This is a genomic window from Fusibacter sp. 3D3, assembly GCF_001748365.1.
GTDB lineage: Bacteria > Bacillota > Clostridia > Peptostreptococcales > Acidaminobacteraceae > Fusibacter_A.
In genome coordinates, this window is the sequence record NZ_BDHH01000001.1 from 1 (window position 1) to 25,651 (window position 25,651).

The 25,651-nt window shown below is 35.7% G+C and carries 38 protein-coding genes and 5 tRNA genes; 25 read left to right on the forward strand and 18 right to left on the reverse strand.

The genetic code is table 11. The features are described 5' to 3' along the window. The 3 genes from F3D3_RS00005 to F3D3_RS00010 all read right to left on the reverse strand — a co-directional run. Positions 1–621, reverse strand: a 621-nt coding sequence (locus F3D3_RS00005) for a helix-turn-helix domain-containing protein (RefSeq protein WP_139131972.1), incomplete at its 3' end; no start/stop codon positions are given. Positions 622–684: 63 nt separating this feature from the next. Beyond that, positions 685–1,206, reverse strand: coding sequence for a DUF6431 domain-containing protein (locus F3D3_RS23895; protein WP_175438246.1), 522 nt, complete (start codon positions 1,204–1,206; stop codon positions 685–687). Between the two features lie 201 nt (positions 1,207–1,407). Further along, on the reverse strand, positions 1,408–2,223 hold the full coding sequence (locus F3D3_RS00010; protein WP_069869979.1) for a site-specific integrase: 816 nt from the start codon (positions 2,221–2,223) through the stop codon (positions 1,408–1,410). 305 nt (positions 2,224–2,528) lie between these two features. Between F3D3_RS00010 and F3D3_RS00015 the strand changes: the two genes are divergently transcribed. The 5 genes from F3D3_RS00015 (at position 2,529) to F3D3_RS00040 (ending at position 7,190) form a co-directional block, all read left to right on the forward strand. Continuing rightward, a complete protein-coding gene (locus F3D3_RS00015) occupies positions 2,529–3,485 on the forward strand; it encodes an adenosine deaminase (RefSeq protein ID WP_084388717.1) in 957 nt (318 codons plus the stop codon). A gap of 857 nt (positions 3,486–4,342) precedes the next feature. Further along, the gene (locus tag F3D3_RS00020; protein ID WP_069869981.1) at positions 4,343–5,071 is read left to right on the forward strand and encodes a hypothetical protein; all 729 of its coding nucleotides are present in this window, start codon (positions 4,343–4,345) and stop codon (positions 5,069–5,071) included. A gap of 685 nt (positions 5,072–5,756) precedes the next feature. After that, positions 5,757–6,098: a type II toxin-antitoxin system Phd/YefM family antitoxin gene (locus tag F3D3_RS00030; RefSeq protein WP_084388718.1), complete on the forward strand. Its 342-nt coding sequence runs from the start codon at positions 5,757–5,759 to the stop codon at positions 6,096–6,098. 47 nt (positions 6,099–6,145) lie between these two features. Beyond that, positions 6,146–6,469, forward strand: coding sequence for a type II toxin-antitoxin system RelE/ParE family toxin (locus tag F3D3_RS00035; protein ID WP_069869987.1), 324 nt, complete (start codon positions 6,146–6,148; stop codon positions 6,467–6,469). Beyond that, positions 6,393–7,190 carry a reverse transcriptase domain-containing protein gene (locus tag F3D3_RS00040; protein WP_207645326.1) on the forward strand — a complete coding sequence of 266 codons (798 nt, stop codon included), beginning with the start codon at positions 6,393–6,395 and terminating at the stop codon, positions 7,188–7,190. Before F3D3_RS00035 ends, F3D3_RS00040 begins: the two co-directional genes overlap by 77 nt. 171 nt (positions 7,191–7,361) lie before the next feature. Here F3D3_RS00040 and F3D3_RS00045 read toward each other — a convergent pair whose 3' ends face one another. Together F3D3_RS00045 and F3D3_RS00050 are read right to left on the reverse strand one after the other, a co-directional pair. After that, positions 7,362–7,589, reverse strand: a complete 228-nt coding sequence (locus F3D3_RS00045; protein WP_069869991.1) for a type II toxin-antitoxin system HicA family toxin — start codon at positions 7,587–7,589, stop codon at positions 7,362–7,364. After that, complete coding sequence (locus F3D3_RS00050; protein WP_069869993.1) at positions 7,589–7,795, reverse strand: type II toxin-antitoxin system HicB family antitoxin; 207 nt, start codon at positions 7,793–7,795, stop codon at positions 7,589–7,591. Before F3D3_RS00050 ends, F3D3_RS00045 begins: the two co-directional genes overlap by 1 nt. A 589-nt stretch (positions 7,796–8,384) precedes the next feature. Between F3D3_RS00050 and F3D3_RS00055 the strand changes: the two genes are divergently transcribed. Continuing rightward, entirely contained in the window at positions 8,385–9,278 is an 894-nt protein-coding gene (locus tag F3D3_RS00055; protein ID WP_069869995.1) for a GNAT family N-acetyltransferase, read from the forward strand. Positions 9,279–9,470: 192 nt separating this feature from the next. After that, positions 9,471–9,863 carry a RidA family protein gene (locus tag F3D3_RS00060; protein ID WP_069869996.1) on the forward strand — a complete coding sequence of 131 codons (393 nt, stop codon included), beginning with the start codon at positions 9,471–9,473 and terminating at the stop codon, positions 9,861–9,863. Positions 9,864–10,017: 154 nt separating this feature from the next. Here F3D3_RS00060 and F3D3_RS00065 read toward each other — a convergent pair whose 3' ends face one another. The 3 genes from F3D3_RS00065 to F3D3_RS00075 all read right to left on the reverse strand — a co-directional run bounded on the left by F3D3_RS00065 (position 10,018) and on the right by F3D3_RS00075 (position 11,202). After that, positions 10,018–10,356, reverse strand: a complete 339-nt coding sequence (locus tag F3D3_RS00065; RefSeq protein WP_069869998.1) for a type II toxin-antitoxin system PemK/MazF family toxin — start codon at positions 10,354–10,356, stop codon at positions 10,018–10,020. Then, positions 10,356–10,595 (reverse strand): AbrB/MazE/SpoVT family DNA-binding domain-containing protein, encoded by a 240-nt coding sequence (locus tag F3D3_RS00070; RefSeq protein WP_069870000.1) that lies wholly within the window; start codon positions 10,593–10,595, stop codon positions 10,356–10,358. Before F3D3_RS00070 ends, F3D3_RS00065 begins: the two co-directional genes overlap by 1 nt. 313 nt (positions 10,596–10,908) lie before the next feature. Then, positions 10,909–11,202 (reverse strand): tyrosine-type recombinase/integrase, encoded by a 294-nt coding sequence (locus F3D3_RS00075; RefSeq protein ID WP_306455901.1) that lies wholly within the window; start codon positions 11,200–11,202, stop codon positions 10,909–10,911. Between F3D3_RS00075 and F3D3_RS23900 the strand changes: the two genes are divergently transcribed. The 17 genes from F3D3_RS23900 to F3D3_RS24835 all read left to right on the forward strand — a co-directional run bounded on the left by F3D3_RS23900 (position 11,189) and on the right by F3D3_RS24835 (position 21,247). Next, on the forward strand, positions 11,189–11,347 hold the full coding sequence (locus tag F3D3_RS23900; protein ID WP_175438247.1) for a hypothetical protein: 159 nt from the start codon (positions 11,189–11,191) through the stop codon (positions 11,345–11,347). The genes F3D3_RS00075 and F3D3_RS23900 overlap by 14 nt on opposite strands. 305 nt (positions 11,348–11,652) lie before the next feature. Continuing rightward, a complete protein-coding gene (locus F3D3_RS00080; RefSeq protein ID WP_084388720.1) occupies positions 11,653–12,000 on the forward strand; it encodes a hypothetical protein in 348 nt (115 codons plus the stop codon). A gap of 166 nt (positions 12,001–12,166) precedes the next feature. After that, positions 12,167–12,436, forward strand: coding sequence for a YhdT family protein (locus F3D3_RS00085; protein ID WP_069870004.1), 270 nt, complete (start codon positions 12,167–12,169; stop codon positions 12,434–12,436). Next, positions 12,436–13,887: a sodium/pantothenate symporter gene (gene panF / locus F3D3_RS00090; RefSeq protein ID WP_069870006.1), complete on the forward strand. Its 1,452-nt coding sequence runs from the start codon at positions 12,436–12,438 to the stop codon at positions 13,885–13,887. The genes F3D3_RS00085 and panF overlap by 1 nt, the downstream gene beginning before the upstream one ends. Positions 13,888–14,105: 218 nt before the next feature. Next, on the forward strand, positions 14,106–14,645 hold the full coding sequence (locus tag F3D3_RS00095; protein WP_069870008.1) for a hypothetical protein: 540 nt from the start codon (positions 14,106–14,108) through the stop codon (positions 14,643–14,645). Between the two features lie 140 nt (positions 14,646–14,785). Beyond that, a complete protein-coding gene (locus F3D3_RS00100; protein ID WP_069870010.1) occupies positions 14,786–15,226 on the forward strand; it encodes a GNAT family N-acetyltransferase in 441 nt (146 codons plus the stop codon). 83 nt (positions 15,227–15,309) lie between these two features. Beyond that, positions 15,310–15,864 carry a GNAT family N-acetyltransferase gene (locus F3D3_RS00105; protein WP_069870012.1) on the forward strand — a complete coding sequence of 185 codons (555 nt, stop codon included), beginning with the start codon at positions 15,310–15,312 and terminating at the stop codon, positions 15,862–15,864. Positions 15,865–15,938: 74 nt separating this feature from the next. Continuing rightward, positions 15,939–16,136: a hypothetical protein gene (locus tag F3D3_RS00110; RefSeq protein WP_175438248.1), complete on the forward strand. Its 198-nt coding sequence runs from the start codon at positions 15,939–15,941 to the stop codon at positions 16,134–16,136. Positions 16,137–16,155: 19 nt separating this feature from the next. After that, positions 16,156–16,389 (forward strand): hypothetical protein, encoded by a 234-nt coding sequence (locus F3D3_RS00115; RefSeq protein WP_069870016.1) that lies wholly within the window; start codon positions 16,156–16,158, stop codon positions 16,387–16,389. A 28-nt stretch (positions 16,390–16,417) separates the two neighbouring features. Continuing rightward, complete coding sequence (locus tag F3D3_RS00120) at positions 16,418–16,714, forward strand: hypothetical protein (protein ID WP_069870018.1); 297 nt, start codon at positions 16,418–16,420, stop codon at positions 16,712–16,714. Between the two features lie 35 nt (positions 16,715–16,749). Beyond that, positions 16,750–17,622: an aminoglycoside 6-adenylyltransferase gene (locus F3D3_RS00125; RefSeq protein ID WP_069870019.1), complete on the forward strand. Its 873-nt coding sequence runs from the start codon at positions 16,750–16,752 to the stop codon at positions 17,620–17,622. A 278-nt stretch (positions 17,623–17,900) separates the two neighbouring features. Further along, a complete protein-coding gene (locus tag F3D3_RS00130) occupies positions 17,901–18,413 on the forward strand; it encodes a hypothetical protein (RefSeq protein ID WP_069870021.1) in 513 nt (170 codons plus the stop codon). Between the two features lie 310 nt (positions 18,414–18,723). After that, positions 18,724–19,116, forward strand: coding sequence for a hypothetical protein (locus F3D3_RS23615; protein ID WP_139131973.1), 393 nt, complete (start codon positions 18,724–18,726; stop codon positions 19,114–19,116). A gap of 43 nt (positions 19,117–19,159) precedes the next feature. Then, positions 19,160–19,372 (forward strand): hypothetical protein, encoded by a 213-nt coding sequence (locus F3D3_RS00140; protein ID WP_069870025.1) that lies wholly within the window; start codon positions 19,160–19,162, stop codon positions 19,370–19,372. A gap of 149 nt (positions 19,373–19,521) precedes the next feature. Beyond that, positions 19,522–19,923 carry an IS200/IS605 family transposase gene (gene tnpA / locus F3D3_RS00145; RefSeq protein WP_069870028.1) on the forward strand — a complete coding sequence of 134 codons (402 nt, stop codon included), beginning with the start codon at positions 19,522–19,524 and terminating at the stop codon, positions 19,921–19,923. After that, on the forward strand, positions 19,920–21,011 hold the full coding sequence (locus F3D3_RS00150; protein ID WP_069870032.1) for an RNA-guided endonuclease TnpB family protein: 1,092 nt from the start codon (positions 19,920–19,922) through the stop codon (positions 21,009–21,011). Before tnpA ends, F3D3_RS00150 begins: the two co-directional genes overlap by 4 nt. A gap of 101 nt (positions 21,012–21,112) precedes the next feature. Next, positions 21,113–21,247 carry a hypothetical protein gene (locus tag F3D3_RS24835; RefSeq protein ID WP_255364356.1) on the forward strand — a complete coding sequence of 45 codons (135 nt, stop codon included), beginning with the start codon at positions 21,113–21,115 and terminating at the stop codon, positions 21,245–21,247. Positions 21,248–21,487: 240 nt separating this feature from the next. Here F3D3_RS24835 and F3D3_RS23905 read toward each other — a convergent pair whose 3' ends face one another. Beyond that, the gene (locus tag F3D3_RS23905) at positions 21,488–21,679 is read right to left on the reverse strand and encodes a hypothetical protein (RefSeq protein ID WP_175438249.1); all 192 of its coding nucleotides are present in this window, start codon (positions 21,677–21,679) and stop codon (positions 21,488–21,490) included. 99 nt (positions 21,680–21,778) lie between these two features. On the opposite strand from F3D3_RS23905, the gene F3D3_RS23170 reads away from it, so the two are divergent. Then, positions 21,779–22,827 (forward strand): IS630 family transposase gene (locus F3D3_RS23170; RefSeq protein ID WP_139131974.1). Its coding sequence is split into 2 segments (ribosomal slippage): positions 21,779–22,288 and positions 22,291–22,827, totalling 1,047 coding nucleotides; the frame shifts between segments, so codons are not numbered across the junction. A gap of 77 nt (positions 22,828–22,904) precedes the next feature. Here F3D3_RS23170 and F3D3_RS23620 read toward each other — a convergent pair. The 9 genes from F3D3_RS23620 to rph all read right to left on the reverse strand — a co-directional run bounded on the left by F3D3_RS23620 (position 22,905) and on the right by rph (position 25,640). Next, complete coding sequence (locus tag F3D3_RS23620; RefSeq protein WP_139131975.1) at positions 22,905–23,078, reverse strand: ABC transporter substrate-binding protein; 174 nt, start codon at positions 23,076–23,078, stop codon at positions 22,905–22,907. A gap of 127 nt (positions 23,079–23,205) precedes the next feature. Continuing rightward, positions 23,206–23,281, reverse strand: a tRNA-Lys gene (locus F3D3_RS00165). A 4-nt stretch (positions 23,282–23,285) separates the two neighbouring features. Continuing rightward, a tRNA-Gln gene (locus F3D3_RS00170) sits at positions 23,286–23,360 on the reverse strand. An 8-nt stretch (positions 23,361–23,368) separates the two neighbouring features. Then, positions 23,369–23,444: transfer RNA gene (locus F3D3_RS00175), tRNA-His, on the reverse strand. A gap of 38 nt (positions 23,445–23,482) precedes the next feature. Further along, positions 23,483–23,559 (reverse strand) — tRNA-Arg (locus F3D3_RS00180). Positions 23,560–23,564: 5 nt separating this feature from the next. Continuing rightward, a tRNA-Pro gene (locus F3D3_RS00185) sits at positions 23,565–23,641 on the reverse strand. A 158-nt stretch (positions 23,642–23,799) separates the two neighbouring features. Beyond that, entirely contained in the window at positions 23,800–24,276 is a 477-nt protein-coding gene (locus F3D3_RS00190; RefSeq protein ID WP_069870040.1) for a YfcE family phosphodiesterase, read from the reverse strand. 8 nt (positions 24,277–24,284) lie between these two features. Then, a complete protein-coding gene (locus F3D3_RS00195) occupies positions 24,285–24,887 on the reverse strand; it encodes an XTP/dITP diphosphatase (RefSeq protein WP_069870042.1) in 603 nt (200 codons plus the stop codon). 39 nt (positions 24,888–24,926) lie between these two features. Next, a complete protein-coding gene (gene rph, locus F3D3_RS00200) occupies positions 24,927–25,640 on the reverse strand; it encodes a ribonuclease PH (protein WP_069870044.1) in 714 nt (237 codons plus the stop codon). Between the last annotated feature and the right edge of the window lie 11 nt (positions 25,641–25,651).

The following is a 25,651-nucleotide window of genomic DNA, read 5'->3' on the forward strand; positions in this document are numbered from 1 at the left end:
GTTCACAAAATTATCGTTAAAAAAGACATCGATGCCGACAATGAAACGGCTAGCATCATCAATAAGGGCAATAATGAACACTTTGTGTTTCTTACCGTCTTGCGTTTTAAGATAAGGTCCCACACTGGTATCCCCACACCAAACTTCATTGATATGAGGGCGTTCATAACGTCGCATGTCTTGATTGGTAGTGGTCTTTTGATGGATCGCAAGGTGCTTTATAAAGCGATTGACCGTTGATTCTGATAATTCAGAGGGTTTTATACTCCCAGTTTCTCGAAGCTGCCTGAAAATTGCAGCAGAAGACATACGCGGGTAGTTGGATTTAAGGTATTTAATCTGTTCTTGAAGCTCATCATCAAGTTTGCGAGACTTTCCCGTATCCGATCTAGAGGCAGGTAGTAGTGCGTCGAAACCGCCACGTTGATAACTGTTATACCAATGTTTAATGGAAGCGGGTGCAAAATGCTTAATGGTGCCCTTTGGGGTACTGACACCTTTACTTGAGGCATCACGAAAGAAAGCCTCCTTAGATTCGTATTGATCAGATAGACCAGAAATAAGTGGAGCGATGATAGAATAGCGCATCAAAGCGATTGCATGAGTTTGATCGTGAGTCATAGTATGTTCCTCCTTTAGAATTATCTTCATTATAGGAGCAAATATAAAGTTGGTCGTGTTAGGTTATGTGGGTTTTAGAAAAAGGAGATTAGGCGTTCGTTTAATCTGCATAAACTGGCGATTGAAGTTTGAAAAAGAGCGCTTTACTAAATTGTTTGAAGGGCAAAGAGGTAAAGAAGCAGCAAGGAGGCGGTTTAACCAATGACAGAGATATTGTTTAATAACATACCGAATATTGCTCTCATCGATAGAGGGCGTGTCTTCCATGATAGGCGTAAAGTCATCAGAGCGTTTATGGCAGTTTATAATACGAACTTGGTCATGGAGAGAGATCTGAGAATAAGGGACTATGGAGGCTAATAGAATGGCATGAGTTGTTTTACAAAATGAACAGATGACACGTCTGATGCGTAAGGTTACTGAAGCATCTTCATACTTAATATCACGGTTATAGTAACCATGAATAGACATGCATCCCGAATGGCCACAAATACATCCCAACTGATGATTCTGAAGATTATTTAGGACATTATCGTATAAAATTTGAGAAATAGGATTGCAATTATCCGTTAAAATCGTTATCATATGAATTGTTATAGACGAGGTCTATCTCCTCTCTGTAATGAGTTTCAGCAGAAGTCAAACTTTGGTCGGGGAGACTTCTGTTGTATGAATGAAACTTAATGTATTCATGATAACATAAGAAGTTAGCGAATAAAATAATTTGATGCATCATGCAACAGATTAAAATGTCCACTAACTTCTTTTATTTTGACTGAGATAGGGTTATTCAAAAGTAAATAATGTGCGGGATAACATTAAATGAAGGTAGACAGTGGTCGTTGAAAGCTTAGAATGACCAAGCAGTTTTTGAATAACGACAACATTGGTTCCGGCAAGAAGCAGATGTGCCTGAAAGCTGTGTCTTAAACTGTGAATCGTGGCTTTTTTAGGAAATCCTAAGAGATCACACTTGGTCCTAAACACCATTTGAATGTTCCGCGTCGTCAATGGTTTGCCTTTTGAGAAGCTTTGAAAAAGGTAATCTTTAGGGTGATATTGCTTGTAGTAAATTCTTAAAAGATCAAGAGCACTTTTTGAAAGCAGTGTATAGCGTTCTTTGAGTCCTTTGCCATCTCTGACGCGAATGCGCATCGTATCTGAATGAATATCAGAGACTTTGAGGTTCATAAGTTCCCCAACGCGCAAACCCGAAGAGTAACAGACTACAAGCATGGTTTTATGCTTAAGATTTGTGACAGAGTCAAAAAGTGCGTGAATTTGTGCGGGTGTTAAAGCAATTGGAAGCTTAGACGGCTGTTTCACTCTAGGAATATCGACCATATTCCATTCACGACCAAGAGTAGTTTCGAAGAAGAATTTAATGGCACTGTAGTTTGAATTTACATAAGATCGACTGAGCTTTCTACTGGTAATTGCATCATGTAAAAATTCGCGCACATGATCATAGGTGAGATTCTCAGGTGGCAAGTTGTGAAATCCTGAAATTTTCTTAACCCCTTTAAGGTAGACAACAACGGTCTTTGGACTTAAACCTCTGAGTTCCATATCCATTTGCATTTTAGATAATAATTTAGACATAAAAAATAGCGCCTTTTCTTTTAGATTCAGAATAAGAATATCTAAAGAAAGCACTATATGTCTAGGGCAAAAAGATTTAAAAAGTCACCGCGGTAGCGGTTTCGTCCAACAGAGGATTCTCAAAATGCCTTTATTGGCATGCCTCATGCAAGCCTGAGGCAAGAGTCACGCCAATTCTCAGCTAATCGCTTGTCACCGTTTTTGTGAACTTGGATCAAAAACGTCGCCAAGCGAACGCCGAGACCGAGACACTTCGAGAATCCACGGGACGTTAGCTGAAATCAGTCCTGAAAGGGGGTAATGATTTGAAAAATACAGATTCAATAAAATTTGAAAAAGCTTTAATATCTCAAGACCTTGAAACAATAAGAACCGTTCCAAAATCAGATTTACATAATCATTTTGTATTAGGTGGAAATAGACAGTTTTTAAAAAATAAGACTGGTAAGCTGATACTTCCAATTAAAAAGACTCTAGGCTCTATGAATGAAATGCATCATTGGGTTTCAGAGAATTTAGGTGAAGATTATAATACTCCAGATATGAGAAAACTGCTTGTTGAAGCAACATTTGTACAAGCAAAAGAAGATGGAATAAAGATACTTGAAATAGGGGAAGATGTATGGGGACTAAATGAATTTTTTAATAATGATATTGATGAGCTTATATCAACATTCAAAGAAGCAAATAGAAGAATTTCTCCTGATACTGAACTTAGACTGCAAATTGGATTATCCCGTCACTGCAGCATATCCTATTTAGAGAAGGTACTTGAGCCATTTTGGGGAAGATCGGAGTTTTACTCCATCGATATATATGGAGATGAATTTTCTCAACCAATTGAGAATTTCAAAAATATATACAGAAAAGCAAAATTAAATGGATTAAGATTAAAGGCGCATGTTGGAGAATGGGGTACAGCCAGTGATGTGATTCAAGCAGTTGAACTGTTAGAGTTAGATGAGGTTCAACACGGAATATCTGTTGTAGAAGATGAATATGCAATAAAAATGATAAAAGAACGCAATATCCGAATGAATATAACCCCAACGAGCAATGTCAAATTGGGACGTGTAGGGAGCATAAAGGAACATCCAATTAGGAAAATGTTTGATAAAGGAATAGATTTAACAATAAATTCAGATGACATATTAATTTTTGATAGTGAAGTGAGTCAAGAATATTTGACATTATTCAGAGAAAAGGTATTCAGTGCTGATGAATTAGATGTAATCAGATTAAATGGATTGAAGAATATATAGACTGACTTCAGCTAACATATACTGATGTTTCTGATGCGCACAAAAAAATAACGCCTCAAGTCACACTTTTCAGCGCATCAGGAACGTCATGTTGAACGAAGCCGCGTACCATTACCTTTGGGTATTGAATATTTCCTTCTTTATATTATCTCAACACCCATGCAGCATTTTAGAGATATACAAGCGTGCCATTGCAGTAGAATCATCAAATTTTACGCCATAAGGACACAGTTTCCCCCTCCCCATTGTTAACTAAGATTTCAATATTAACTATAAATAACGAGGAGAAAGTATTATTGATTATATGTATTGGGTAGTTGAGTATGATGACAGTTCTATCAACTATATAAGATTCACTGATGGAGTTGAAGGTAATCCATTTTTGGACTAATGGATAGAATAAACTGTACAACAAAAGACCCCGGATGAGCTCTCATTATTTTATCTCCTGAGTTTTCAGGATAGATATCTTTTTTATTGTACTACATTTCTTTTTATTGTACTACATTTCTTGCAAAACTAACTTCCGTTTAAGCATCGTAAGCGGAACTTAATTTTTCATTTAAGATTTAAACTAAAGCCTTAAAAATCAATTGTTTTAGGCTTGACAATATAGGAAGAGAACGAATTTAAATTAACATTTAAGTAATTTTATAGTATGTGATAGCATGCTATTGTTCCAATTAGGACGTTTTTTGTTCCAATTAGGCCATATATGCTAAAAGCATTATGTTTAATGGTATAATGATCTTGCGATTCTTCGTAGATTTTCCTCTATTATGGATGTGAAATTTACTGGAATCTAGGTTATATGACGCACGCGTCATATGTGGAAAAAAAATAAGGAGAATATAAGTATGAAAAAAGTAATGTCATTTATGTTAATTCTAAGCATGTTAGTAGTAGGTTCATCTCTATCTTTTGCTCGAGCACAAAACGATTCAATACTCTCTGATGAATCAAATCAAAGTTTTCTGGATTCAATATTGGGTGGAAACTTGATGTATACACTTAGGTCAGAACTACCTTCAAATTTTGTATACTCAGGAACAGACAAAACATTTTATACTAAGAATATTTCTGATTATGGCGAAAGCGGAGGCCAACTGTATGAATCAGCAGAACGTGTTATAGGAAATAATATGTACTTAAAAACAGGAGCTACTGGTTTAAATAATGAAAATGAAAGCTGGATTTATATTGGAAATGAATTCATATTTTCTGGTGCAAGCTCATATGCAACTGTTTATGTTACAGGAAATTATAATGCGTATTTAGGCGTAACTGCTACAGGGTCAGCTACTGCACAATATAACCTAGTTGCAGAAGTCTATGATATGGAAAATGGTTCAAGGGTTGGAAGTAGAACGATTGATTCTTGTAGTATTGCTGGCATGGCAGATATTGAAATCCGATCTGGCTCGATCAATAAAGGAATCCCTGTTAATTTCATCAGTGGTCATGCATACAAAGTTATACTTAAAGCTGAAGCAGTCGCTAAAGCTGATATGCTAGCACGTGCATCCATAGATATATATGAAAGCCCTTACAAAATTACACTATCTTCAATTAAAGTTGGATTCTAATGAGGGTAATTGAAATGATTCAAAACTGGACCCGAAAAAATAGAAGATGGATTATAAAGCTATTCATCGCATCCATTATACTTACGATTATTTTTAATTTAGTTCTATTTATAATGTTCTTACAATCTGGCGCTGAGATAGGATTAGACTATTTAATAAAACCTTTTCCAGCATATTTTGATAGCTGGTTAATGATTTTTGTAACGCTCATAATTTACAGATATATCATACATTTTTTTACACACCTATGATGGTTAGAGCTTTTCAAATCTTAAATTTAAAAAAGACGCTCATCAGTTTTCTTACTGGTAAGCGTCTTTTAATTCATAACTGTTAAAATTTAGGGATTTTACGTCACATTAAAGTGTTATAATATATTGATAAATGCAATAACTTTAAATGAATCGAAAGAAAGTTCGGAAATAGAAAATATTTCCATATGCTTAAAGAAAAATCATTGCGACTTGAATTTTGAGCACAAATCAACTAACTTTGGAAAAAACCGTAGAATTGACCCACTTTTTCACTTAAATCTGACCCACCCTTGAATTATTAATGGGTGGATCAGGTTTCTTTATAAATTCTAATAAGCAAACCGTTACATAAAGCCCATAATATCATCACACAATTTACATGCAAATATACATGTAAATATGATATGATTGTATTAGAAGAGGTGAGAATTATGATTGCAAAAAAATTAGATTTAAGAAATGCCCTTGACCATATTATATCGGTATCGGACTTAGGAAGAGGAAAGGCTTCAAAAGTTATTCAAGACGTGGAAAGAAACAAAGATCAATACATTGTTGTAAAAAATAATAGACCACAAGCAGTGATATTATCAGTCGATGAATATAATAATTTGATGGAAACTCGTGAAGAATTGGAATTGTTATTGATAGCAACAAAACGAATTAGTGAAAATAATCATGATGAATATACGAGTTTAAAAGTAGTCATGGAAGAACTTGGAATAGCTGATTCTGAGATAGATGATCTTGTTGAAAGCGTGGATATTGAATAATGTGGGAAGTAAAATTTTGTGAAGAGGCGACAAAAGATTAAAGAAAATTGGATAATAGTATTGCAAAGCAAGTTTTAGCGGGAATAAAAAAAGTGAGCCAAAATCCATTACGACAAAGTGAAGGCGGATATGGAAAACCGCTAGGAAGCCATAATGCAACTGAATTGACAGGATTTTTTAAAATTAAATATAGAGGAATAGGGATTAGAGTCGTATATACAATAGTAAGGCAGAAAAATGTAATGAACATAATTGTTGTTTGGGAGTTTAGACCATGGATGGTTACTCCAATTTTTGCAACATCGAGTCGGGGACAAAAGAATCATAAGTTTAGTACAAAGATGGTTGAAAGCTGGAGTCATGGAAGATAATAACTTTACAGAAAGCGAAGCCGGGGTTCCGCAAGGTGGTTCCATAAGTGTTTTGCTTAGTAATCTTTATCTTCATTATGTATTAGACTTATGGTTTGAAAAGATTGTAAAACCCAAACTCAAAGGCGAAAGTTATTTGATACGGTATATAGACGATTTTATAATATGCTTTCAATACCGAGAAGATGCACTGCAATTCCCAAAATCACTTGAAATCCGATTAGCAAAATTTTCACTTACACTAGAACCTAGTAAAACGAGAATGGTTGAATTTGGACGATTTGCTACCAAGCAGTCAAAGCGATGGAAGGAAAAGTTACAAACTGTATATTTTCTAGGGTTCACACATTTCTGTACGAGAAACCAGAAAGGAAATTTTATGGTGGGTCGTAAAACAGAGAAAACAAGGTTAAGTAGAATCATCAGAAAAGTATGTGATAAAATAAAAGTAATACGTCATTGGAGCATAAAAGACCAGATGATTATAATAAACCAAATTTTGCAAGGACACTACAATTATTACGGAATGGGCGGTAATTATCAAGGGTTAAGAAAAGTGTATGACAAGGTCAAAATTTACTGGAGAAAAATGCTAAGTAAGCGGAGTTGGAAAGGCAAGATAACGTGGAAATTATTTGAAAAAAATCACGAAATATTCCCGCTATTGCAACCAAAAGTTAAGATATCATACAGGAATATGCAAACTTACGCGATGCTGTGAAGCAAGGTCATATTTTGAAGAGCTAGGTGCGGGAAATCCGCACGCCTGGTTCTGTGGGGGTCTGGGCTATGAATTGCATAGCCCTTCTACCCAGAGAAAGAGGGCGCAATCCCTCTGACTTACCCGACTTCAGAACATAAAAAAATGTCTCCATAAATTAAAGAGACAAATCTATAAAAGATTTAAAAAATCTTCTAATGAAATATTTACTTGTTCTAAGATACTTTTTAAAGTGCCTCTAGCAATTTCGGAATGAATTGGAATTATAACAACACGAACAGGGAATGACTGATTTTTATATTTGGTATGACTTCCTCTTTGAGAAACTTTTTGAAATCCGATTTTTTCTAAAGCTCGAATAATTTCTTTAGGAGCCAATATTGGATACTTTGAACCCATTAGATAGCAACCTCCAATGTAGTTATTAGTGTTTGATGATTTTCAATGATTGCATCATCATCTTCATAATATAGTTGGACAGCTTCAGTTAAATTTGAAATGGCATCTTCAATAGTTTTTCCCTGTGAAGCTACATTATTTTCAATACATTTAGCAACGTACCAATCTTCTTCTTTTTGAATTATAGCTGTTATTTTAACTAACATAATATCACCTCTTTATATGTGGTATGCTTATACACATTATATCATTAATATATGAGAAAATGAAGCTTGAGCAAAAAACTCACTGAAGAATATGGCAGGGGTTACAGCCGAAGTAATCTATGGTTAGAGTGTCAAAAAACAAAAAGTTCAGCAGCTAACACCATATGATGCGTTTACGGAAAATACGTGATGTCGCATATATTTGAGGGTTCGTGCGAAACTGTTTTTTGACACTCTAATTAGTTTTAGAGAATAAGAGTTTAAGCTTTTTTATATCACAGGGTCAAACCCTATGGAATTTATCAATAAATAGGGCTTATTTTTCAATCTTGTTGAGTAGGTTAATCGCAAATAAATTTTGTACTTTTTGTAAAAGATGCTTTGGTTTAGAAACTGCAGTTGTTATAATAAAGGGGTATAGTCCGCCTACTGCACAAACAAAGAACATAATTTCAGGAGGGTATAGAGTTAGGAATGACCAAGTTTTGGTGATTAAATTCTCTAGACGTTGTGCTGCATATACAGAAAACTGATTACTTTTTTCTGTAGTCGTATTGAAGTTTATAATGATAACAAAGGATGTGATTTTATGGCAATTCAATTTAGAAACTATACTACTGAAGTGGGTATTACAGGAGACAATTTTAAGGTAAGAAGTTTTTTATTACAATTAGGATATTCAGAGTTTAGCTATGCAAGATGGGATTGGATGACAACACATAGTTACCTGGACAAAAATGCTGTTGGTAAAATCGGGCTATGGGAGGATGAGGACAGACTTGTTGGTATTGCAACATTTGATACAAGACTTGGAAGTACATATTGTTTGGCCTTTCCTAATTACGCTTATTTAAAGAAAGATATGCTGATATATGCAAAAGAACATCTTACTGGCTCAGGTGAATTTGGCGTCGTAATTTCTTCAAATGATCTAGCTTTTCAAGATATTGCCGCTAGTCTTGGATTTACTGCAACAATGGACAAAGAAGAGGATGCAATTTTTTATTTTGATAAAACATCGGTAGAGTATCAACTTCCAAATGGGTTTCATATAACAACCATGAAAGAAACCTATGATGCTTATGAGTATTTAAGGGTATTATGGAAGGGGTTTAATCATGAACTTAATGGTGAAGGAAATTTCACTTTCACGGATGAAAAGAATCAAGGTGTTCATGCTGAAATGAAGCGTCCAAATGTTGACTTAAATCTTAAGGTAGCAGTTGTTGGGCCAGATGGTCATTTTGTTTCATATTGTGGCATGTGGTATGACGAAAAAGCTGGCTTTGCAGTCATAGAACCTGTTGCAACAGATCCTGAATATAGAAGAATGGGTTTAGGAAAGGCTGCGGTTTTTGAGGGGATTCGCCGCGTCGGAGAGTTAGGTGCAAAGAATGTTTTGGTTGGTTCATCACAGCAGTTTTATTACAGTATTGGTATGCGACCATTTGCGGTAGCATCGGTGTGGAAGTTACTGGCATGATGCAATGCTAGTGCCACTTTTCCCCTAAGGGTCAAAAGGAGCGACTTCGGTAATCACGGAAATGTTAATCAACATGCTATTGAAATAGGCATAATTTTTTGTCTTACAATTTAAAAATATAAATTCAAACGCTCTAATTCATTATTAAAATAGAGATTATTCACCATAAAATACTAATATAGCGAGGTCATTATGAAATTTATTAGAAACCCAGAGAATATTCATCCACCATTAGCAAAATATGTTCATCAAATTGAAATCAACGGAAATTACAGATGGCTTAATTTATCAGGTCAAGTTGGAATGGACCTGAACGGTATGCTTCCAGATGATCCAATGGAACAAATGGAGCTTGCATTTTTGAATATAAGAAGGAACTTAGAAGCTGCAAATATGGAGATTTGTGATTTAACAAAGCTTACGTTCTATATGGTAGGCGAATTTGAGGCTCAAAAACGTAGAGAAAGTATAAGTCGTTTTCTAAATGGAGTTGAAATCTGCATGACTATGATATATGTCGCTGGTTTGGCAAGTAAAGATATCAAAATAGAGATAGATGCTTGGGCTTGTAAAGCAGTTGATTAGGGAAAATGCTGAAATTGCCTAGTTGGCACAGTGTTTGCGGTGCGCAAGTCCAGCGCCAAGTTGCTCTAAGGAACAACAGGCAACTTCGTGAACACGCCTCTCATTATAGGAAAAATTTTTGCAAAAGATTTATGTAAAAAAAAGAAACTGAGAATTACTCGATTTCAACAATACCATAAATAATATCAAAAATTTCACGCATTAAACTAGAAGGCAATTGTTCATGAAAAGTGGCGTTACTAAAATTAATATCAAGGGCTTTAACTTGTTCACACATTATAAAACCAGAAGTTGAGGTTTTGGAATCTAACGGAACATGAAGAGGAAAATTTCTGTTAGTATTTGTTATTGGACAGACTAAAGCCATTTTTGTTAATTTATTATATGTTAGATTACTTACAACAAGTACTGGTCGTCTTCCTCGTTGCTCATGTCCAGCTTGTGGATCGAAATCTAAATATATGATATCGCCTTGATTAGGTATATAAGACATTATAGCACCTCTCTACCAATTGAATTTCCAGTATCCCACTCGGAGCATTGATAATTACCATCGTAATCTTTGAGTCGTTCTTTGAGTGTTTGATGTCTGTGAAAGGGTTCAAGGATAATGCATCCATCAACAACTTTAATGTCTAAGTCTTCATCAGAAGAAATATTTGCGTTTTCGAGAATAGATTTTGGAATTCTTATCCCTTGACTATTACCCCATTTTTGGACTTTAGCAAGCATAAAAAGTCTCCTTTCAAAGTTAATTATAGAGATAGTATATACTAAGTATATACCTGAAATCAAGTGAAAATATACAAAAAATAAAATGAATGCTAAAATTCATCCTATAACACGTCACTGGAAATCATTCTGATGTCACAGCCCTTTTCGAGGCAAGGGCAGAGCCACTTTTGCTCTAAGGGTCAAAAGGACTGATGGCTTTAGTCACGTCAGCTGTTGTTAAATGTAGGTAGACCATAGTTGTTGAAAGTTTAGAATGACTAAGCAGCTTCTGAATAACGAGGATATGGGTTCCAGAGAGCAGTAAATGAGCCTAAAAGTTATGTCTTAAACTGTGAATCGTGGCTTCTTTAGGAAATCCCAAGAGATCACACTTGGTCCTAAACACGATCTGAATGTTTCGAGTCGTCAATGGTTTGCCTTTTGAGAAGTTTTGAAAAAGGTAATCTTTAGGGTGATATTGCCTGTAGTAAATTCTTAAAAGATCAAGTGCACTTTTTGAAAGCAGTGTATAGCGTTCCTTATTGCCTTTGCCATCTTTAACGCGAATGCGCATTGTATCTGAATGAATATCAGAAATTTGGAGGTAAAAAATGTATAATAAAATATATGAATTTGGAAGAAATCATAAAAAGCTGAGTATTTTTATTCCTATGTACATAATATTTATATTTATCACTGGAATAGTTATGGGAATTTGTTTTGAGAACAACAATTTATGGGATGATGGTATTAAAAAATCAAAACAATAAAGAAAAGAAGCATAACAAAATTCAAAAGAATACTTTAAAAGCTGTGCAAATTAACTGCAAAAATATTATCCCTTTCGAGTAGCAATGAGTCGAGATTTTTGAGATGGATTTTGCTTAGCGATCTATCACATCTTCTAGATACAAAACCGGAAGGTTTTTATCCGATGCACGTTAACACAATTAGGAAATATATTACTCAATTTCAATAATGCGGTAGACAATATCAAAAAAATCACGCATTAACCCCGAAGGCAATTGCTCATGAATACTGATTTAAAAAATAAAATTGAAGGGTGGTAAATTATATGTTGAATAAGTCACCAAGCGGTAGTCTTTGCCCCTACTACTATATGGGAGGAGAACTACATCCGCTTAAATACGGGAGTTATTTCAATGAAAAAGAATTGTTGCTTTCGATAATGGAGGAAGAAGAGCAATTTATTTTAAATTCAACAGGAAGAAAGAATGGCGAATTTGGATTGATTTATATGAAACAAACCTTGATGACGAAATCATTGAGAAACTTGTTGTTCATTTGCAGAACATTAGCCACAAGATATTTAAGCTGTGTATTGTGGGATGCGTACCCAAGTACAAGCGGAATATTAACCGGTGGATCAAAACCATGGGTTTTGAGTTGTTCGATCAAGTAGGATACTTCAAAGATCCCGAAGAGGCAAAACATTGGCTTATTGGAGAAAAATGATCTTTAAGGTTTAAGACTCGGGGAAATATGACTGAAACCCGATGATCAAAAGGTACAAGGAACTTTCTAAACGACTGTTATCAAATGAAAAAAATAAAAAAAGGCGTGTGAATATGAATTTCAAAGAAAAAAACAAGCAAATTAATAAAGAAGCAAAAATAACAGTGGGACTATATGTATTCTTTTTCATATGGTGGTTCGGTTTTGCTTATGGTATAGGTTTAAAGGATGTATCAGAGTATAAATATATACTTGGTTTCCCTTCTTGGTTTTTCTACAGCTGTATACTGGGATATGTGATGATTTCAGTACTATTAGCATTCGTTGTGAAAAAATACTTCAAAGATATTGATTTTGAAGAAAATGAGAAGGAGACAAAATAATGGGTAATTCAATGATACTGATACCAATGATCATATATCTTGTATTAATGTTTGCGGTTGCTATTTACACCCATAAATGCTCTTCTGGTAGTGGCAAGTTTGTGGAAGAATACTTCATTGGCGGTAGATCAATGGGCGGATTTGTGCTTGCGATGACTCTTATCGCGACTTATTCTAGTGCAAGTAGTTTTGTTGGAGGTCCTGGAGTAGCCTATTCTTTAGGATATGGGTGGATACTTCTTGCCACGATTCAGGTGCCTACAGCATTTTTTACGCTTGGCGTTTTGGGAAAGAAATTTGCAATTATTTCGAGAAAAATTAATGCAGTAACTGTAACGGATTATCTAAAAGCGAGATATAACAATAAGTTTATAGTAATATCGACTTCAATAGCGATGATTATTTTCTTTGCGGCTGCAATGGTGGCTCAATTTATTGGTGGTGCAAAGCTATTTCAAGCGGTTACTGGATACTCATACTTTACGGGACTGGTGATATTTGGAGTTACAGTGGTTATTTATACAACAATAGGTGGTTTTAAAGCGGTTGCGATTACAGATGCAATTCAGGGTATTGTAATGGTTCTTGCAACCTTATTCTTGCTTGTTGCCATTATACATGCAGGTGGCGGTATGGAAGCGATTACAGCTAAAATGATTGTGGCTAATCCAAGTGCCCTTACGCCTACAGCAGGTGGGCAAATTCCAATTCCATTTATGTTGTCTTTCTGGGTGCTTGTTGGATTTGCAGTACTTGGATTACCGCAGACCACTGTAAGATGTATGGGATTTAAAGACTCCAAATCACTTCATAGAGCTATGGTAATCGGTACAGTAGTCGTAGGATTCTTAATGCTAGGGATGCATCTTGTTGGCACTTTAGGCGCCTATGTGGTACCAGGACTAGCTGGAGATGGCGCGATACCTGGAATTACTGTAAAAGTATTACCGCCAATTCTTGCAGGTATATTCATCGCAGGGCCATTAGCTGCAATCATGTCAACCGTTGACTCAATGCTTATACTGGCATCTGCTTCTATCATTAAGGACCTCTATTTGAACTATGGCAAGGGCAATATTAATGAAAAGAAACTCAATAGAATTAGTTTTATGACCACTGGCGTAATCGGTATAGTCGTCTTTATTTTTGCGATTAAACCACCATCCGTTATTGTATGGATAAATTTATTCGCATTTGGCGGTCTTGAAGCAGTCTTCTTTTGGCCTACAATTCTAGGCCTTTATTGGAGAAAAGCAAATACTGATGGTGCGATTATGTCAATACTTACAGGCCTTGCATCATTTTTTATCTTTACAATATATAAGATAAATCCATTTGGAATGCATCCGATCGTACCGACACTAGCAGTTGCCCTAGTTACTTTCATAATAGGATCCATGTTTGGTAGAAAAAATGATGAAGAGACCATAAAATTATTTTTTGGTGAGTAACTGAAGAGAGCATATTAGATAAAAAAGGTTTTATTATCTAGAATGCCGTTAACAACAACGTCCAACCTATCACTTTCTGGAAATCGTTCTAATGTCACTATTTTTGATAGGCGAGGATATGCGCCACTTTTGCCCTAAGGCTCAAAAGGATGAACTTCGCTAACAACGAAAACGTTAGCTAACATTCCAACGCGATTATTTGTATAAAAGAGGCATATATGTCAGGAACCAGATTTTTGTTTATTACTAAAGATTTACAAATTTATAAAGTGCCTATGCCAAGAAATTATATATATAAGGCGATCCCATCACTGCACAATCAAGATGTACTAAAAGTTATTTTGCATTATGAAACAGAGAATAGAAAACCTAGTAAATTAGTTTTAGTATCTTTTCAAAGACTCACTTTAGATCATAATGGGCAGTATGAGCTTACAAATGATGAAATTCGTGAGGGCTCAAGAAATTTTATTGAATTTGCTTATCATACTCCTGAGTCATTAAGTGAAACTGACCAACCTTTACCTATACCAACACCGGTAGCATTACCGACACAACTAGAAAAAGATTGTTTGAAAGCGTATATAAAAAAAAATATGCCTCAACTAGTGGGAGCGGGATTTTATATAATTGAAAGAGAAGTTGAATCTCGTAAAAAGATAAATTTAGAGCATAAGAATTTAGTCCTTAATGCTTCAAAATTAAGGCGTAAGAAGGGAATCAAAGCGTATACTCAGTCCGCTTCGCTACCTTCGTAACACTTGCACAATCCTATCGGATTGCATTCAGTGGGCGTTTGGACTCCCACTGAATTAGGAATATGAACCCCCACTTTGAGAAGTGGGGGGCATCTCCTCAAGGGTTATAATAAACCATTATTTTATAGGGGGTAAGCATTATGAATATAAGAAAAATCACAGGGGATAAAAAAGAGTATATGGACTTATTATTGCTGGCAGATGAGCAGGAAAGCATGATAGACGACTATCTTGAACGTGGCGAAATGTTTGTTCTGGATGACAATGGCGTAAAGGCTGAATGCGTGATTACCAGAGAATCGGATGGCATTTATGAGCTTAAGAATATTGCAGTCGTGCCTGATTGCCACCGAAAAGGCTATGGAAAAAGATTGATAGAGTTTTTATTTTCCCATTACCCTGATTGCAAAACCATGCTCGTGGGAACTGGTGACTGTCATTCTACTCTTTCTTTTTATAGTATCTGCGGTTTTACAGAATCTCATAGAATAAAGAATTTTTTTACAGATAACTATGACCACCCCATGTTTGAAGATGGAAAACAACTGGTTGATATGGTTTATCTGAAACGAGAACGATAAATTCCAATTTGTAGTTTGATTTTCATGTCACGAATTGAGTAATAATGTGTTATATTATAATAAAATAAATAAGGAGACTCACTATGAAAAAATTCGCGCAAGAATATACATTAAGCAATGGGAAAAAGCTTGTTTTGAGAACGCCCCAATTAGGCGATGAACAAGGTCTAATAGATCAAATGAAAATTGTGGACAAAGAAACTAAATTTTTGGCGCGTGGAGAAGGCGAGTTTAATTTCACATTGGAACAAGAGCGAGAATTTATAAGCGCATGTTTAGATGACGAGAATCGATTTTTTTTGGTGGCTGAAATTGAATCGAAAATTGTAGGGAATTGTTCAGTTGGGTTAATATCAAGTAATAAAAGGTATCTTCATAGAGCATCAATGGGAATTGCAATATGTAAGAATTATTGGAATAATGGGATTGGAACTAGGATGATGAATGAATGTATAAATTGGTGTAAGAGCCAAGGTCTTGAACAATTGGAATTAGAAGTAGTTACTGAAAATAGTCGAGCTATCCCAGTCTATGAAAAATTGGGATTCAAAATTTATGGAACAAAGAAGCACGCTATGAAATATGCTGAGGGGACCTATGCAGATGAATTTTTTATGATACTTTTTCTAAATGAATAGATGATTCAATGCGAAGGCTATTGATTCTTGGCTTAGATAAAAATGATGTGCCAATACAAAAAGCGTTAAAGTATATGGCATTATTTTTATTAGGCGAAACTGAACTCCGTGATCGAAAAGAGAAAAAACATGATTGGGAATTATTAACGAGGTTATTTGTTAGCACCTGGGTACGTATAATTGACAGTAATAATAGTATTGCAAATTTAGAAGCTCAAAAGTGGGCAAAAGTCATATCAGCTGGATTTGAAGGTGATATATTCAAGTTTTAAATTTATAAGGGCTCACAGTTTGTTAAGTGAGTATGATGGATATTCTTCAAAATCCTCTTTTGTTAAAGAGTGGCTAATAGAAAATATAGAAGAAGAGGGTCTGTGGGATTTTACATCTAAAACGAAAGATGGTATTTATTTTCCGTTATCTGACAGTTGGAGCGAAGCTGTAAACCGAAAATATGATAGTACATATATTGTATTGAAATTAATCGAAAACATGGAGATCAAAAAAGATTTTTCCACTCTATAATGCAAAGTAAATACAAGAGGTGAAATACATGAGAAAGACGCTTCAGGATGTAGCAATTTATTTAAAGGAAATTGTGGTGCCCGAAACGCACGAAGCATATGCGATCAATTCTGCATATACAAATGTTTCAGTTGAAGAAAGCATACATGAGGGCGTTTTGGCATTCAGAGCATTTTTGATTCAACTTTACGATGTTTTATACACCAAAGGCGATGTCTATGATAATAGCAAAAAAATTGCCCATGAATATGAAAATCGCACCACACTATCAATCTGCATTGCCAGTTCCGATGTGTTTCGGTTCCAATCTTTTCTCACATCGTAAGGCGGTTATGATGCAACCATTATCTTGGAGGTTATATGCGCACAGAACAAAAAATGGTAAATTTGATATTAAAAATCGCTAAAGAGGATAAAAGAATTCGTGCAGTGTTTATGAATGGTTCAAGAACAAATCCAAATGCTATAAAAGATATTTTTCAGGATTATGATATTGTATATGTTGTTGAGGAAACAAAGTCATTTCGTGAGGAGAAAGCGTGGATTGATCAATTTGGTGAGCGCTTATATATGCAGTATCCTGAAGAAAGCTCATATTATCAAAATGACATTGAAAACTGCTACGGATGGCTTATTCAGTTTACGGATGGCAATCGTTTGGACTTGCATGTATGCACATTAACTCATGTGCTTAAAAAAATTAAGGCGGACAGGCTTTGTAGAATACTGCTGGATAAAGACAAGTGCTTGCCGGATATGCCAGAAGCTACAGATGAGGATTTTTGGATAAAGAAACCGTCAGAAATTCAATTTAGGGATACATGTAATGAGTTTTGGTGGTGCCTTAATAATGTTGCAAAAGGTTTATGGCGAGAGGAAGTCCCCTATGTAATGGATATGTTAAACAATGTAGTCCGTCCACAATTAATCCGTTTGTTAGAATGGAAAATTGGATTTGAAACTCATTTTACAGTCAGTGTGGGAAAGTCTGGAAAGTATATGTACAGATGGTTGGAAGAGGATCAGTGGCTTTCATTTTTGAAAACCTATCCGGCTGGAGTTATAAAAGATATTTGGGAAGCCGTATTTATTATGTGTGATTTATTTGATGATGTTGCCAAAGAGGTATCTTGTACTATGGATATTGATTATAATAAAAATGAAGCGAGTAACAGCATGAAGTTTTTAAAAGATGTTTACTTATTACCTAAAGATGCTAAAGCAATATATTGAAAATGAGTAATAGTTTGGATTCTGTCTGTCAGAAAGAGGCTAAAGTGAAAAATAAATTTCAAAATATATCAACAATGTCATACCTATTAGATGATAAAAAAAAAACTGGATAGTAATCAGCTTAGGTGTATTGACTTCATTAGTTTTGGTAGTAATGATTTTTTAAGCAGCAATCCATTCGCAGGTAGATGTGTGAAGCGTGAATTAAGAGTAGGTAATGTATGTGTATGTTTTAAGTGTGTGGCATGATCGATTGATTATGAGCAGGGAGATTTTTTATGGAACTGGTTAAAAATAATTTTAAGGCTCTTATAATCCATCTTTGTAGTATTCCATTTTTCTTGATTGGAATATTTATATTCGTATTGGCATCACCACTTTATAAGGTGAAAAGTGTCAGTCTTATGATTATGATTCTTTTATATTTGATTATATTTATCCTTTATGAAGCGACGTTGATCCGATATTTAAAAATTTCAGTGATCAGAAGGCACGATTATTTATCGGGTATTTTGGTCGCTATTGTGGGCGTAATCATTTGGCTAATTTTGTATTTATATCATATAGATTACTTTGATGTATTTCAAGAAAATGAGATATGGATACCCTACAATATATATATTTTTTTATTATGGCCGATTAGATTTGGCATAAAAAATCCTCAAAATTTACTGATATTGGGGCTTTTAAATGGTTTATTTGCGCCATTAGCGTTATTAATTAAGAGAAATAGAGTAGATTGCTCAGAGGATAAAGCTGAAAAATATGGGGAAGATCAAATAGAACGTTAGAGTATCAAAACAAAAGGAGAGAAATTAGTTGAATAATAAAAGGTACTTACGCGCATTGGGAATACTCTTTTTATACTGTTTATTGATCATGCAATGGCCCTATACACAAAGATCTCTATTAACCTATATAGTGCCTCCGCTTCGCATTAATAGCAGCACTTTTTTCTTGTCGGGGCTTATTAGTTTGATTATAGTCATTTGGATATACAAGGAAATCGTAGCCAGTAAACAGTTTCAAACTTCAAACGGGGTTATATTTATCATATTCATTTTCATAGTATTGCCATTTTGCACTCGGACAATAAATTTTGTGAACGATCCAATTTATTATTTACATAATGATGTTGGGTCTATAGAGATTGAAGAAAGTGATATTCGTTTACTTCAAGTGGATGACAATGAGTATATCCATATCAATATTAGAATAAGAGGGCATCGTAGATTGGATGAAACTTTTAAAGTTAATATTGAATTGGACAAAGAATTGCTGGATTATATTGAGTTTATAGAGGCAGATGATGACGAGAAGCCTTACCGTATCATGGCTGGAGAGCGAAAACATTTTGAATTCAAACTGCCAGTTAAATTTAAAGGGGATCATAGCGATATACCTATCAAGAATAGATTGGATGACTTTGATTATGTGATTAATTTTGTCGGTGAAAATAGTACCCGAAAACATATAAGAAATGATCTGTATTAAATGTGGTATGGCTAAAATGATTGGGATGGTGGAGGAAATTAAAATGAAGGTATATTTTGAAACAGAAAGACTGATTATTAGAGAACCTATAGCGGAGGATTTCGATTCAATTTGGGCAATGAGAAACGACGAGGCTGTAACTGAATTCACGGGTGGCCTCACAAGATTATCTCGTGATGAAGCCTACCAAAAACATCTAAAAAGATGTGAGCAGTATGATGATACCGCAAAAGAATATTCAGTAGTTTTAACCTAAAAGCCGAGAAGTCTCCTTCCTCTTAGCCTTCCTTGCTCAGGGAGTGAGAGCGTAGGTGGGAGATGAATCGGTGGTTTTTGCCTTTGAAATATGCTGCAGAAAATGCTATAATGTAATCAGTAGTAGTATACAAAGGAGGTTGGAAATAAATGAAAATGGATAATAATAATCATTCAGTGTTTTTGATGTATTATCATCTTGTGCTAGTAATCAAATATAGACGAATGGTCCTTGACGATGCAGTATCTGAAAGAGCTAAAGAAATATTCGAATATATCGCAAAAAATTACAATATAACATTGCTAGAGTGGAATCACGAMAGTGACCATATTCATATACTGTTCAAGGCACACCCAAATAGTGAATTATCRAAGTTTATTAATGCTTATAAAAGTGCGAGCTCAAGGCTACTCAAAAATGAATTTCAGTCAATTCGTAAAAAAYTATGGAAAGCATATTTTTGGTCAAGAAGTTACTGTTTACTTACAACTGGTGGCGCGCCTATTGAAGTCATCAAGAAATATATAGAAAGTCAAGGTGAAAAGCATTGAATAAAGCGTTCAAATTTAGAATATATCCAAATTCAGAACAAGAAGTGCTCATAGGTAAGACTTTTGGTTGTGTGCGTTTTATCTACAATAAAATGCTAGGCGATAAAATAGAATATTACAAGAGGACAAATCAAAAACTGAAAAATACCCCCGCACAATATAAAGCAGAATTTGAATGGCTAAGAGAAGTCGACAGTCTAGCACTTGCTAATGCGCAAATGAATTTGCAAACAGCCTATAACAACTTTTTTAGAAAGCCTAAAACAGGATTTCCTAAATTCAAGTCAAAACGAAATAATAACAAAAGTTATACAACTAATTTTGTAAATGGAAATATCAAGTTAGAAAATGGTTGTATTGTTTTACCAAAGCTTAAAGCTGTGAAAATCAAACAGCACCGAGCTATTCCTAAAGAATACAAACTTAAAGCWGTAACGGTAAGTCAAACTGCAACTGGGAAGTATTTTGCAAGTATCTTATATGAATATGAAGTGACTATAGAAACAGTTCAGCCTAAAACATTCTTAGGGTTAGATTTTTCCATGAAAGCACTTTTTCTATCTTCCGATGGCATATCAGCAGAGTATCCTAGATATTACAGACAGTTGCTAGAACAACTCAAACGCGAACAAAAAAAGCTATCTCTGTGCCAAAAGGGCAGTAAAAATCGTAACAAGCAAAGAATAAAAGTAGCGAAAATTCATGAGAAAGTGACGAACCAACGAAAAGACTTTTTACACAAGCAGTCAAAGCAGATCGCCGATGCTGTTGATGCGGTGTGTATTGAAGAATTGGACATGAAGGTGATGTCACAAGCGTTGAATTTTGGTAAAAGTGTTATGGATAATGGGTTTGGGATGTTCGTGTCTATGCTTAATTACAAGTTGATGGAACAAGGAAAACACCTCGTCAAAATTGACAAATGGTTTCCAAGTTCTAAAAAGTGTAGTGTTTGCGGGATAGTGAAGAAAACATTATTGCTTTCAGAGCGGACATATCATTGCGAAGATTGTGGCATGACAATGGATAGGGATTACAATGCAAGTATAAATATCAAAACGGAAGGTATACGCTTATTATTAGGGTAAACGAACTCATCGAACCGTGGGGCACACGGGGATAGCTTGCTTATGCTGTAGCCGTTAGGCTACTCGAACAAGAAGCCCCCACTTCTTCAAGTGGTGGGAGTATGTCACTGGATATGATCTTTGAGGAAGCTTTTTTTATTGATTATGCCTTTATCACTATTGAACTGATGAGTTTTGAAGACAACATCAAAAGAAAACATCTCCAATTGAACGTTGGATCATTGAGAAAACGATAATAGATATCCTTTGAAACGATCTATTATTTTCGTTTAGAGTGCAAAAAACGATAAAGATTTTTATTTTGAAAGACCAACATAAAGAGAAATTTAAAGACTCCATAAGCACTAATGCCTATAGTTTTATCAATACTCTACTTCCAAAGAAACTGCGCTATTCGTAGCTTCTTGAATATGTGCAAACTTGTTATTTTGGTCTTTTCAGATGAGTCAACTTCTCTTAATAGTTCATTCTTTTCGTTATTCAAAGTGATCAACTTCTGTATGTTTTTCATTTTCTCGATCTTGTTCAAGTACTTTAACTCTTTTCTTTAATGCCCTTATACTCGTATTTAAGTACCCAATATACAAAATCGCTCCAATAAAAAAAATCACGCCCCACATACCTTCAATTTGACTTATATGGTATATAAGAAACGCACTTATAAACATTATTACTAAAACTTTAATAGCTATATAAATTGAATTAAAATTTTATAAAAATCATCCGATATATATCATAACCAAAACTACTATGTGAGGATGAACCCTATGAATAAACGCAAGCCACTAACTCAAGAACAAATAAAAGAACTTTTAGAAGCAATGAGGTCATCAAAAATAAAACGTGAATATCGTCGAATTCAAGCTATCTATTTATACGGAACAGGAAAAGAGGTCGGAGAAATCGCTGAAATAACACAGTTGACTCCTGTTACGATTTCAAGATTATATACAAAGTATCGTAGTATAGGTCTTAGTTCAATCCCAGATGCTCCACGCAAAGGTAGACCAAGTCGGTTAACCGAAGAGCAAGAGGCTACAATAAAAGACCTCATTTTAAACAAAACCCCCGCCGATGTTGGTTTTGTAGCTAATTTCAATTGGACAGCTGGAATTGTAGCAGAATATATTTTGAGAGAATTCAAAGTTCAATACAGCATCAAAGGTATCACGTTGATATTGTCTAGACTGAATTTATCATTCACACGTCCTACGTACACGTTAGCTAAAGCTGATCCCCTAAAGCAAGAGCAATTTCGCAAGGCATTTATTGATGTTAAAAAAAATTGATAAACGGTGAAATCCAACACATACTATTCGAGGATGAATCTATGATTCGAGATTACCAAGCGATCGGAGCTACATGGTTTGAACGCGGCAAACAAAAAATCATAAAGACGTATGGAAAGCATCGTGGCGTAAAACTAGTGGGCTGTTTAGATTATGAGAGTGGAGATATCTATTGTGAAGAGCACGAAACATACGATGCACAAACATTTCTTGGTTTTCTGAACAATGTACTTGAACGGTATTCTGGTAAAATTGTTATGGTTCTTGATAATGCAAGGATACACCACGCCAAGTTACTTCAGCCTTTTCTTTTAGAAAATTCCCATCGACTTGAGTTAATGTATCTACCTCCATATAGTCCAAATCTAAACTTGATAGAAGGTCTCTGGGGTTGGCTTAAAGAAAAAGTCATCAACAACGTTTTTTATAACAAGACATATGAGATTAGAAAGAATGTCTCTGCTTTTCTAACAGAAATTGCAAAACATCCACATATTATTATAGATCGGTTATGTGTCCAATTGTAAATTATTAAAATTTAATTCAACTTATATAGATAACTTTTATTCATTTTCAGCCTCCACAAGTTAATCACTATGTACATTTATTTATTAAAAGTTTCATCCAGCTTCATTGCTTTTTCGTCACTGTCTTCGGTATCCTTGATTACAAGTTCTATTTGTCTACCCTTGATCCCGCCGGAGTGATTTATTTCATCAATTGCGATATCAAGTCCATTTATACCTGAACTTGAAAGTTTAGAATTCTCTCCCGACAAAGTTGCATTTTAAGGTTATTGCGCTTCATTTTCACTCGCCCCTTTTCATACCTTTCTTAATTTGATAATATCCAACTTATACATAGTAAAAACCAGCTGATTGTAATCAATCAACTGGTTTTGTGAATGGTGATCCATCCGCGACTCGAACGCGGGACACCCTGATTAAAAGTCAGATGCTCTACCGACTGAGCTAATGGACCCTGATGGCTGGGGATACAGGATTTGAACCTGTGCATAACGGAGTCAAAGTCCGGTGCCTTACCGCTTGGCGAATCCCCAATAAAATGTGGGGCGACTGATGGGGTTCGAACCCACGCATGCAGGAGCCACAATCCTGTGTCTTAACCACTTGACTACAATCGCCATATTTAATGAGTTGCTTCACTTTTGCTTTTGAAAAGTGGTGCGTCCGAAGGGACTCGAACCCCTAACCCCCGCCTTAGAAGGGCGGTGCTCTATCCGGTTGAGCTACGAACGCATTAGTGGTCGGGGTGGCAGGATTTGAACCCGCGGCCCTTTGGTCCCAAACCAAATGCGCTACCAAACTGCGCTACACCCCGTCGGTCACTAACGAATTTTATTATACATGACTCTATATCAAACGTCAACACCTTTTCAAAACTTTTTTAATGTTGCATTAATCTGAAAATTACAATTACTTTACATGGCCTAAGAGATTCATTTCCCCTGTCATTCCAACGGATAGAACACCCCCGTATTAAAGCCATATATGCTCACACAAGACACTTTCTTCTCGAATGATTATTATCCCCATAGAAGGCCTTACATGTCCCCTTGGACTCGTAGGGCTACCAGGATTGAAGAGCACAATACCTTCCTCTTTTACATTCAAAGCCATATGCGTATGGCCAAAACAAACCAAATCTACTTCACTCGACTTTGCTTTGAGATAAATCGTCGTCAAAGTATTTTTGACGTTATAACGATGTCCATGTGTCAGCAAGACACGTTTACCTTCCACCACTAAAATTTGATCTTCGGGTTCGAGTGCATGCAAATCACAATTGCCCTTCACAATATAAATCTCTTTCTTTAAAAATTTTTTTAAAAGTTTTCCGTCCTTGGCATAATCCCCTAAAAACCAGAATGCATCCACCTCTTGATCGAGGTGGATTAATCTGTCCTTAATATGAGAAATATGCCCATGAGTATCGCTTAATACGCAAATTTTCATAGCATCACCTAAATTTGTCTCTCTTTTAAAAGTGCTTTTAGCTTTACAAGCGCATTGGCTCTATGGCTTAACTTATTTTTCTCCTCTGATGTGCACTCTGCGAAGGTCTTATTGATTTCAGGGACATAAAAAAGAGGATCATAGCCAAATCCGCCATTGCCTTTCAACGCTGTACCGATTATACCCGAGACTTCACCTCTGGCCACAAGTTGGTCACCATTTTCAAAGAGCATGGTAATCACAGTGACAAACCGCGCCGTTCTGCTTTCGCTAGGAACGTCCTCAAGCGCCTCTAACAGTTTTTTATTGTTATCTGCATAACTCACATGATCTCCAGCATAACGTGCCGAATAGACACCAGGAGCGCCATCCAGATAGTCCACTTCAAGTCCAGAGTCATCTGCGATGGTGATCATTTGTTTCAAATCCATTACCGCTTTCGCTTTTATATAGGAATTCGCCTCAAAAGTTTCACCGTCTTCAACGATTTCAAGATCACCAAGACCAACATCTGCCAATGTCAAAAGCTCGAAATCAAACGCTTTTAATATTTCTTGAATTTCTTCAAGTTTGTGCTTATTACTTGAAGCCAGTATTGCTTTCTGCCTCATCACGCAATCTCCTTGATTTTATTTGCCTAAAATTCAATATCATACTTGTTTTAACGCTTGTAACTGCAAGTCAGTCAATGCTCTAATACCCATTTCACCAAGCTCTAAAAGCTCAAACATCTGCGCTTTTGTAAAGGGCTTTTCTTCACCAGTGCCCTGAATTTCAATAAGCTCTCCCTCACCCGTCATGACGAGGTTCATATCCACATGTGCTTTAGAATCCTCTTCGTAACAAAGATCCAATACGATATTGGATTCATAAATCCCTACGCTGACAGCAGCCACACTTGTCTTTATCGGATTAGATTTAAGCACATCGTTATCCAAAAGGGTTTGAATGGCATCTTGAAGCGCCACGTACGCCCCTGTTATAGAAGCGGTTCGCGTCCCACCATCTGCCTGAATGACATCACAATCGATCCATATGGTCCGTTCCCCTAAAGCTTTTAAATCTACGACAGATCTCAGAGAGCGTCCAATCAGCCTTTGTATTTCTTGACTTCTCCCATCTATTCCTTTTGTATTTCTGGATTTTCTCGTCCCTGTGGCGCCTGGAAGCATCCCGTATTCTGCAGTGACCCACCCCTGCCCTGTTCCTTTTAAAAAATGGGGTACTTTTTCTTCTACGATCGCCGTACAAAGCACTTTGGTGTGCCCCATCTCCACAAGGACAGCGCCTTGTGGATGCATAACATAATGCCGAGTGAACTTGACGGGTCTCAATTGATCATTTCGTCTTGAATCTATTCTCAAAATTTCTGCCT

Coding starts and splice junctions, on each gene's coding strand:
- F3D3_RS00065 (WP_069869998.1), bottom strand. CDS start 10,356: ATGTCTTATATACCTAATCAAGGCGATATCATATATTTAGATTTCGAT.
- F3D3_RS00055 (WP_069869995.1), top strand. CDS start 8,385: ATGGCAATTCAATTTAGAAACTATACTACTGAAGTGGGTATTACAGGA.
- panF (WP_069870006.1), top strand. CDS start 12,436: ATGGGTAATTCAATGATACTGATACCAATGATCATATATCTTGTATTA.
- F3D3_RS00045 (WP_069869991.1), bottom strand. CDS start 7,589: ATGGGTTCAAAGTATCCAATATTGGCTCCTAAAGAAATTATTCGAGCT.
- F3D3_RS00085 (WP_069870004.1), top strand. CDS start 12,167: ATGAATTTCAAAGAAAAAAACAAGCAAATTAATAAAGAAGCAAAAATA.
- F3D3_RS00110 (WP_175438248.1), top strand. CDS start 15,939: ATGGCATTATTTTTATTAGGCGAAACTGAACTCCGTGATCGAAAAGAG.
- F3D3_RS00030 (WP_084388718.1), top strand. CDS start 5,757: ATGATTGCAAAAAAATTAGATTTAAGAAATGCCCTTGACCATATTATA.
- F3D3_RS00010 (WP_069869979.1), bottom strand. CDS start 2,223: ATGTCTAAATTATTATCTAAAATGCAAATGGATATGGAACTCAGAGGT.
- F3D3_RS00095 (WP_069870008.1), top strand. CDS start 14,106: ATGTCAGGAACCAGATTTTTGTTTATTACTAAAGATTTACAAATTTAT.
- F3D3_RS00020 (WP_069869981.1), top strand. CDS start 4,343: ATGAAAAAAGTAATGTCATTTATGTTAATTCTAAGCATGTTAGTAGTA.
- F3D3_RS00140 (WP_069870025.1), top strand. CDS start 19,160: ATGAAGGTATATTTTGAAACAGAAAGACTGATTATTAGAGAACCTATA.
- F3D3_RS24835 (WP_255364356.1), top strand. CDS start 21,113: ATGTCACTGGATATGATCTTTGAGGAAGCTTTTTTTATTGATTATGCC.
- F3D3_RS00050 (WP_069869993.1), bottom strand. CDS start 7,795: ATGTTAGTTAAAATAACAGCTATAATTCAAAAAGAAGAAGATTGGTAC.
- F3D3_RS00120 (WP_069870018.1), top strand. CDS start 16,418: ATGAGAAAGACGCTTCAGGATGTAGCAATTTATTTAAAGGAAATTGTG.
- F3D3_RS23895 (WP_175438246.1), bottom strand. CDS start 1,206: ATGATAACGATTTTAACGGATAATTGCAATCCTATTTCTCAAATTTTA.
- F3D3_RS00105 (WP_069870012.1), top strand. CDS start 15,310: ATGAAAAAATTCGCGCAAGAATATACATTAAGCAATGGGAAAAAGCTT.
- F3D3_RS00100 (WP_069870010.1), top strand. CDS start 14,786: ATGAATATAAGAAAAATCACAGGGGATAAAAAAGAGTATATGGACTTA.
- F3D3_RS00190 (WP_069870040.1), bottom strand. CDS start 24,276: ATGAAAATTTGCGTATTAAGCGATACTCATGGGCATATTTCTCATATT.
- F3D3_RS00070 (WP_069870000.1), bottom strand. CDS start 10,595: ATGCTTGCTAAAGTCCAAAAATGGGGTAATAGTCAAGGGATAAGAATT.
- F3D3_RS00125 (WP_069870019.1), top strand. CDS start 16,750: ATGCGCACAGAACAAAAAATGGTAAATTTGATATTAAAAATCGCTAAA.
- F3D3_RS00060 (WP_069869996.1), top strand. CDS start 9,471: ATGAAATTTATTAGAAACCCAGAGAATATTCATCCACCATTAGCAAAA.
- F3D3_RS00130 (WP_069870021.1), top strand. CDS start 17,901: ATGGAACTGGTTAAAAATAATTTTAAGGCTCTTATAATCCATCTTTGT.
- F3D3_RS23905 (WP_175438249.1), bottom strand. CDS start 21,679: ATGTTTATAAGTGCGTTTCTTATATACCATATAAGTCAAATTGAAGGT.
- F3D3_RS23900 (WP_175438247.1), top strand. CDS start 11,189: ATGTATAATAAAATATATGAATTTGGAAGAAATCATAAAAAGCTGAGT.
- F3D3_RS00080 (WP_084388720.1), top strand. CDS start 11,653: ATGTTGAATAAGTCACCAAGCGGTAGTCTTTGCCCCTACTACTATATG.
- F3D3_RS00195 (WP_069870042.1), bottom strand. CDS start 24,887: ATGAGGCAGAAAGCAATACTGGCTTCAAGTAATAAGCACAAACTTGAA.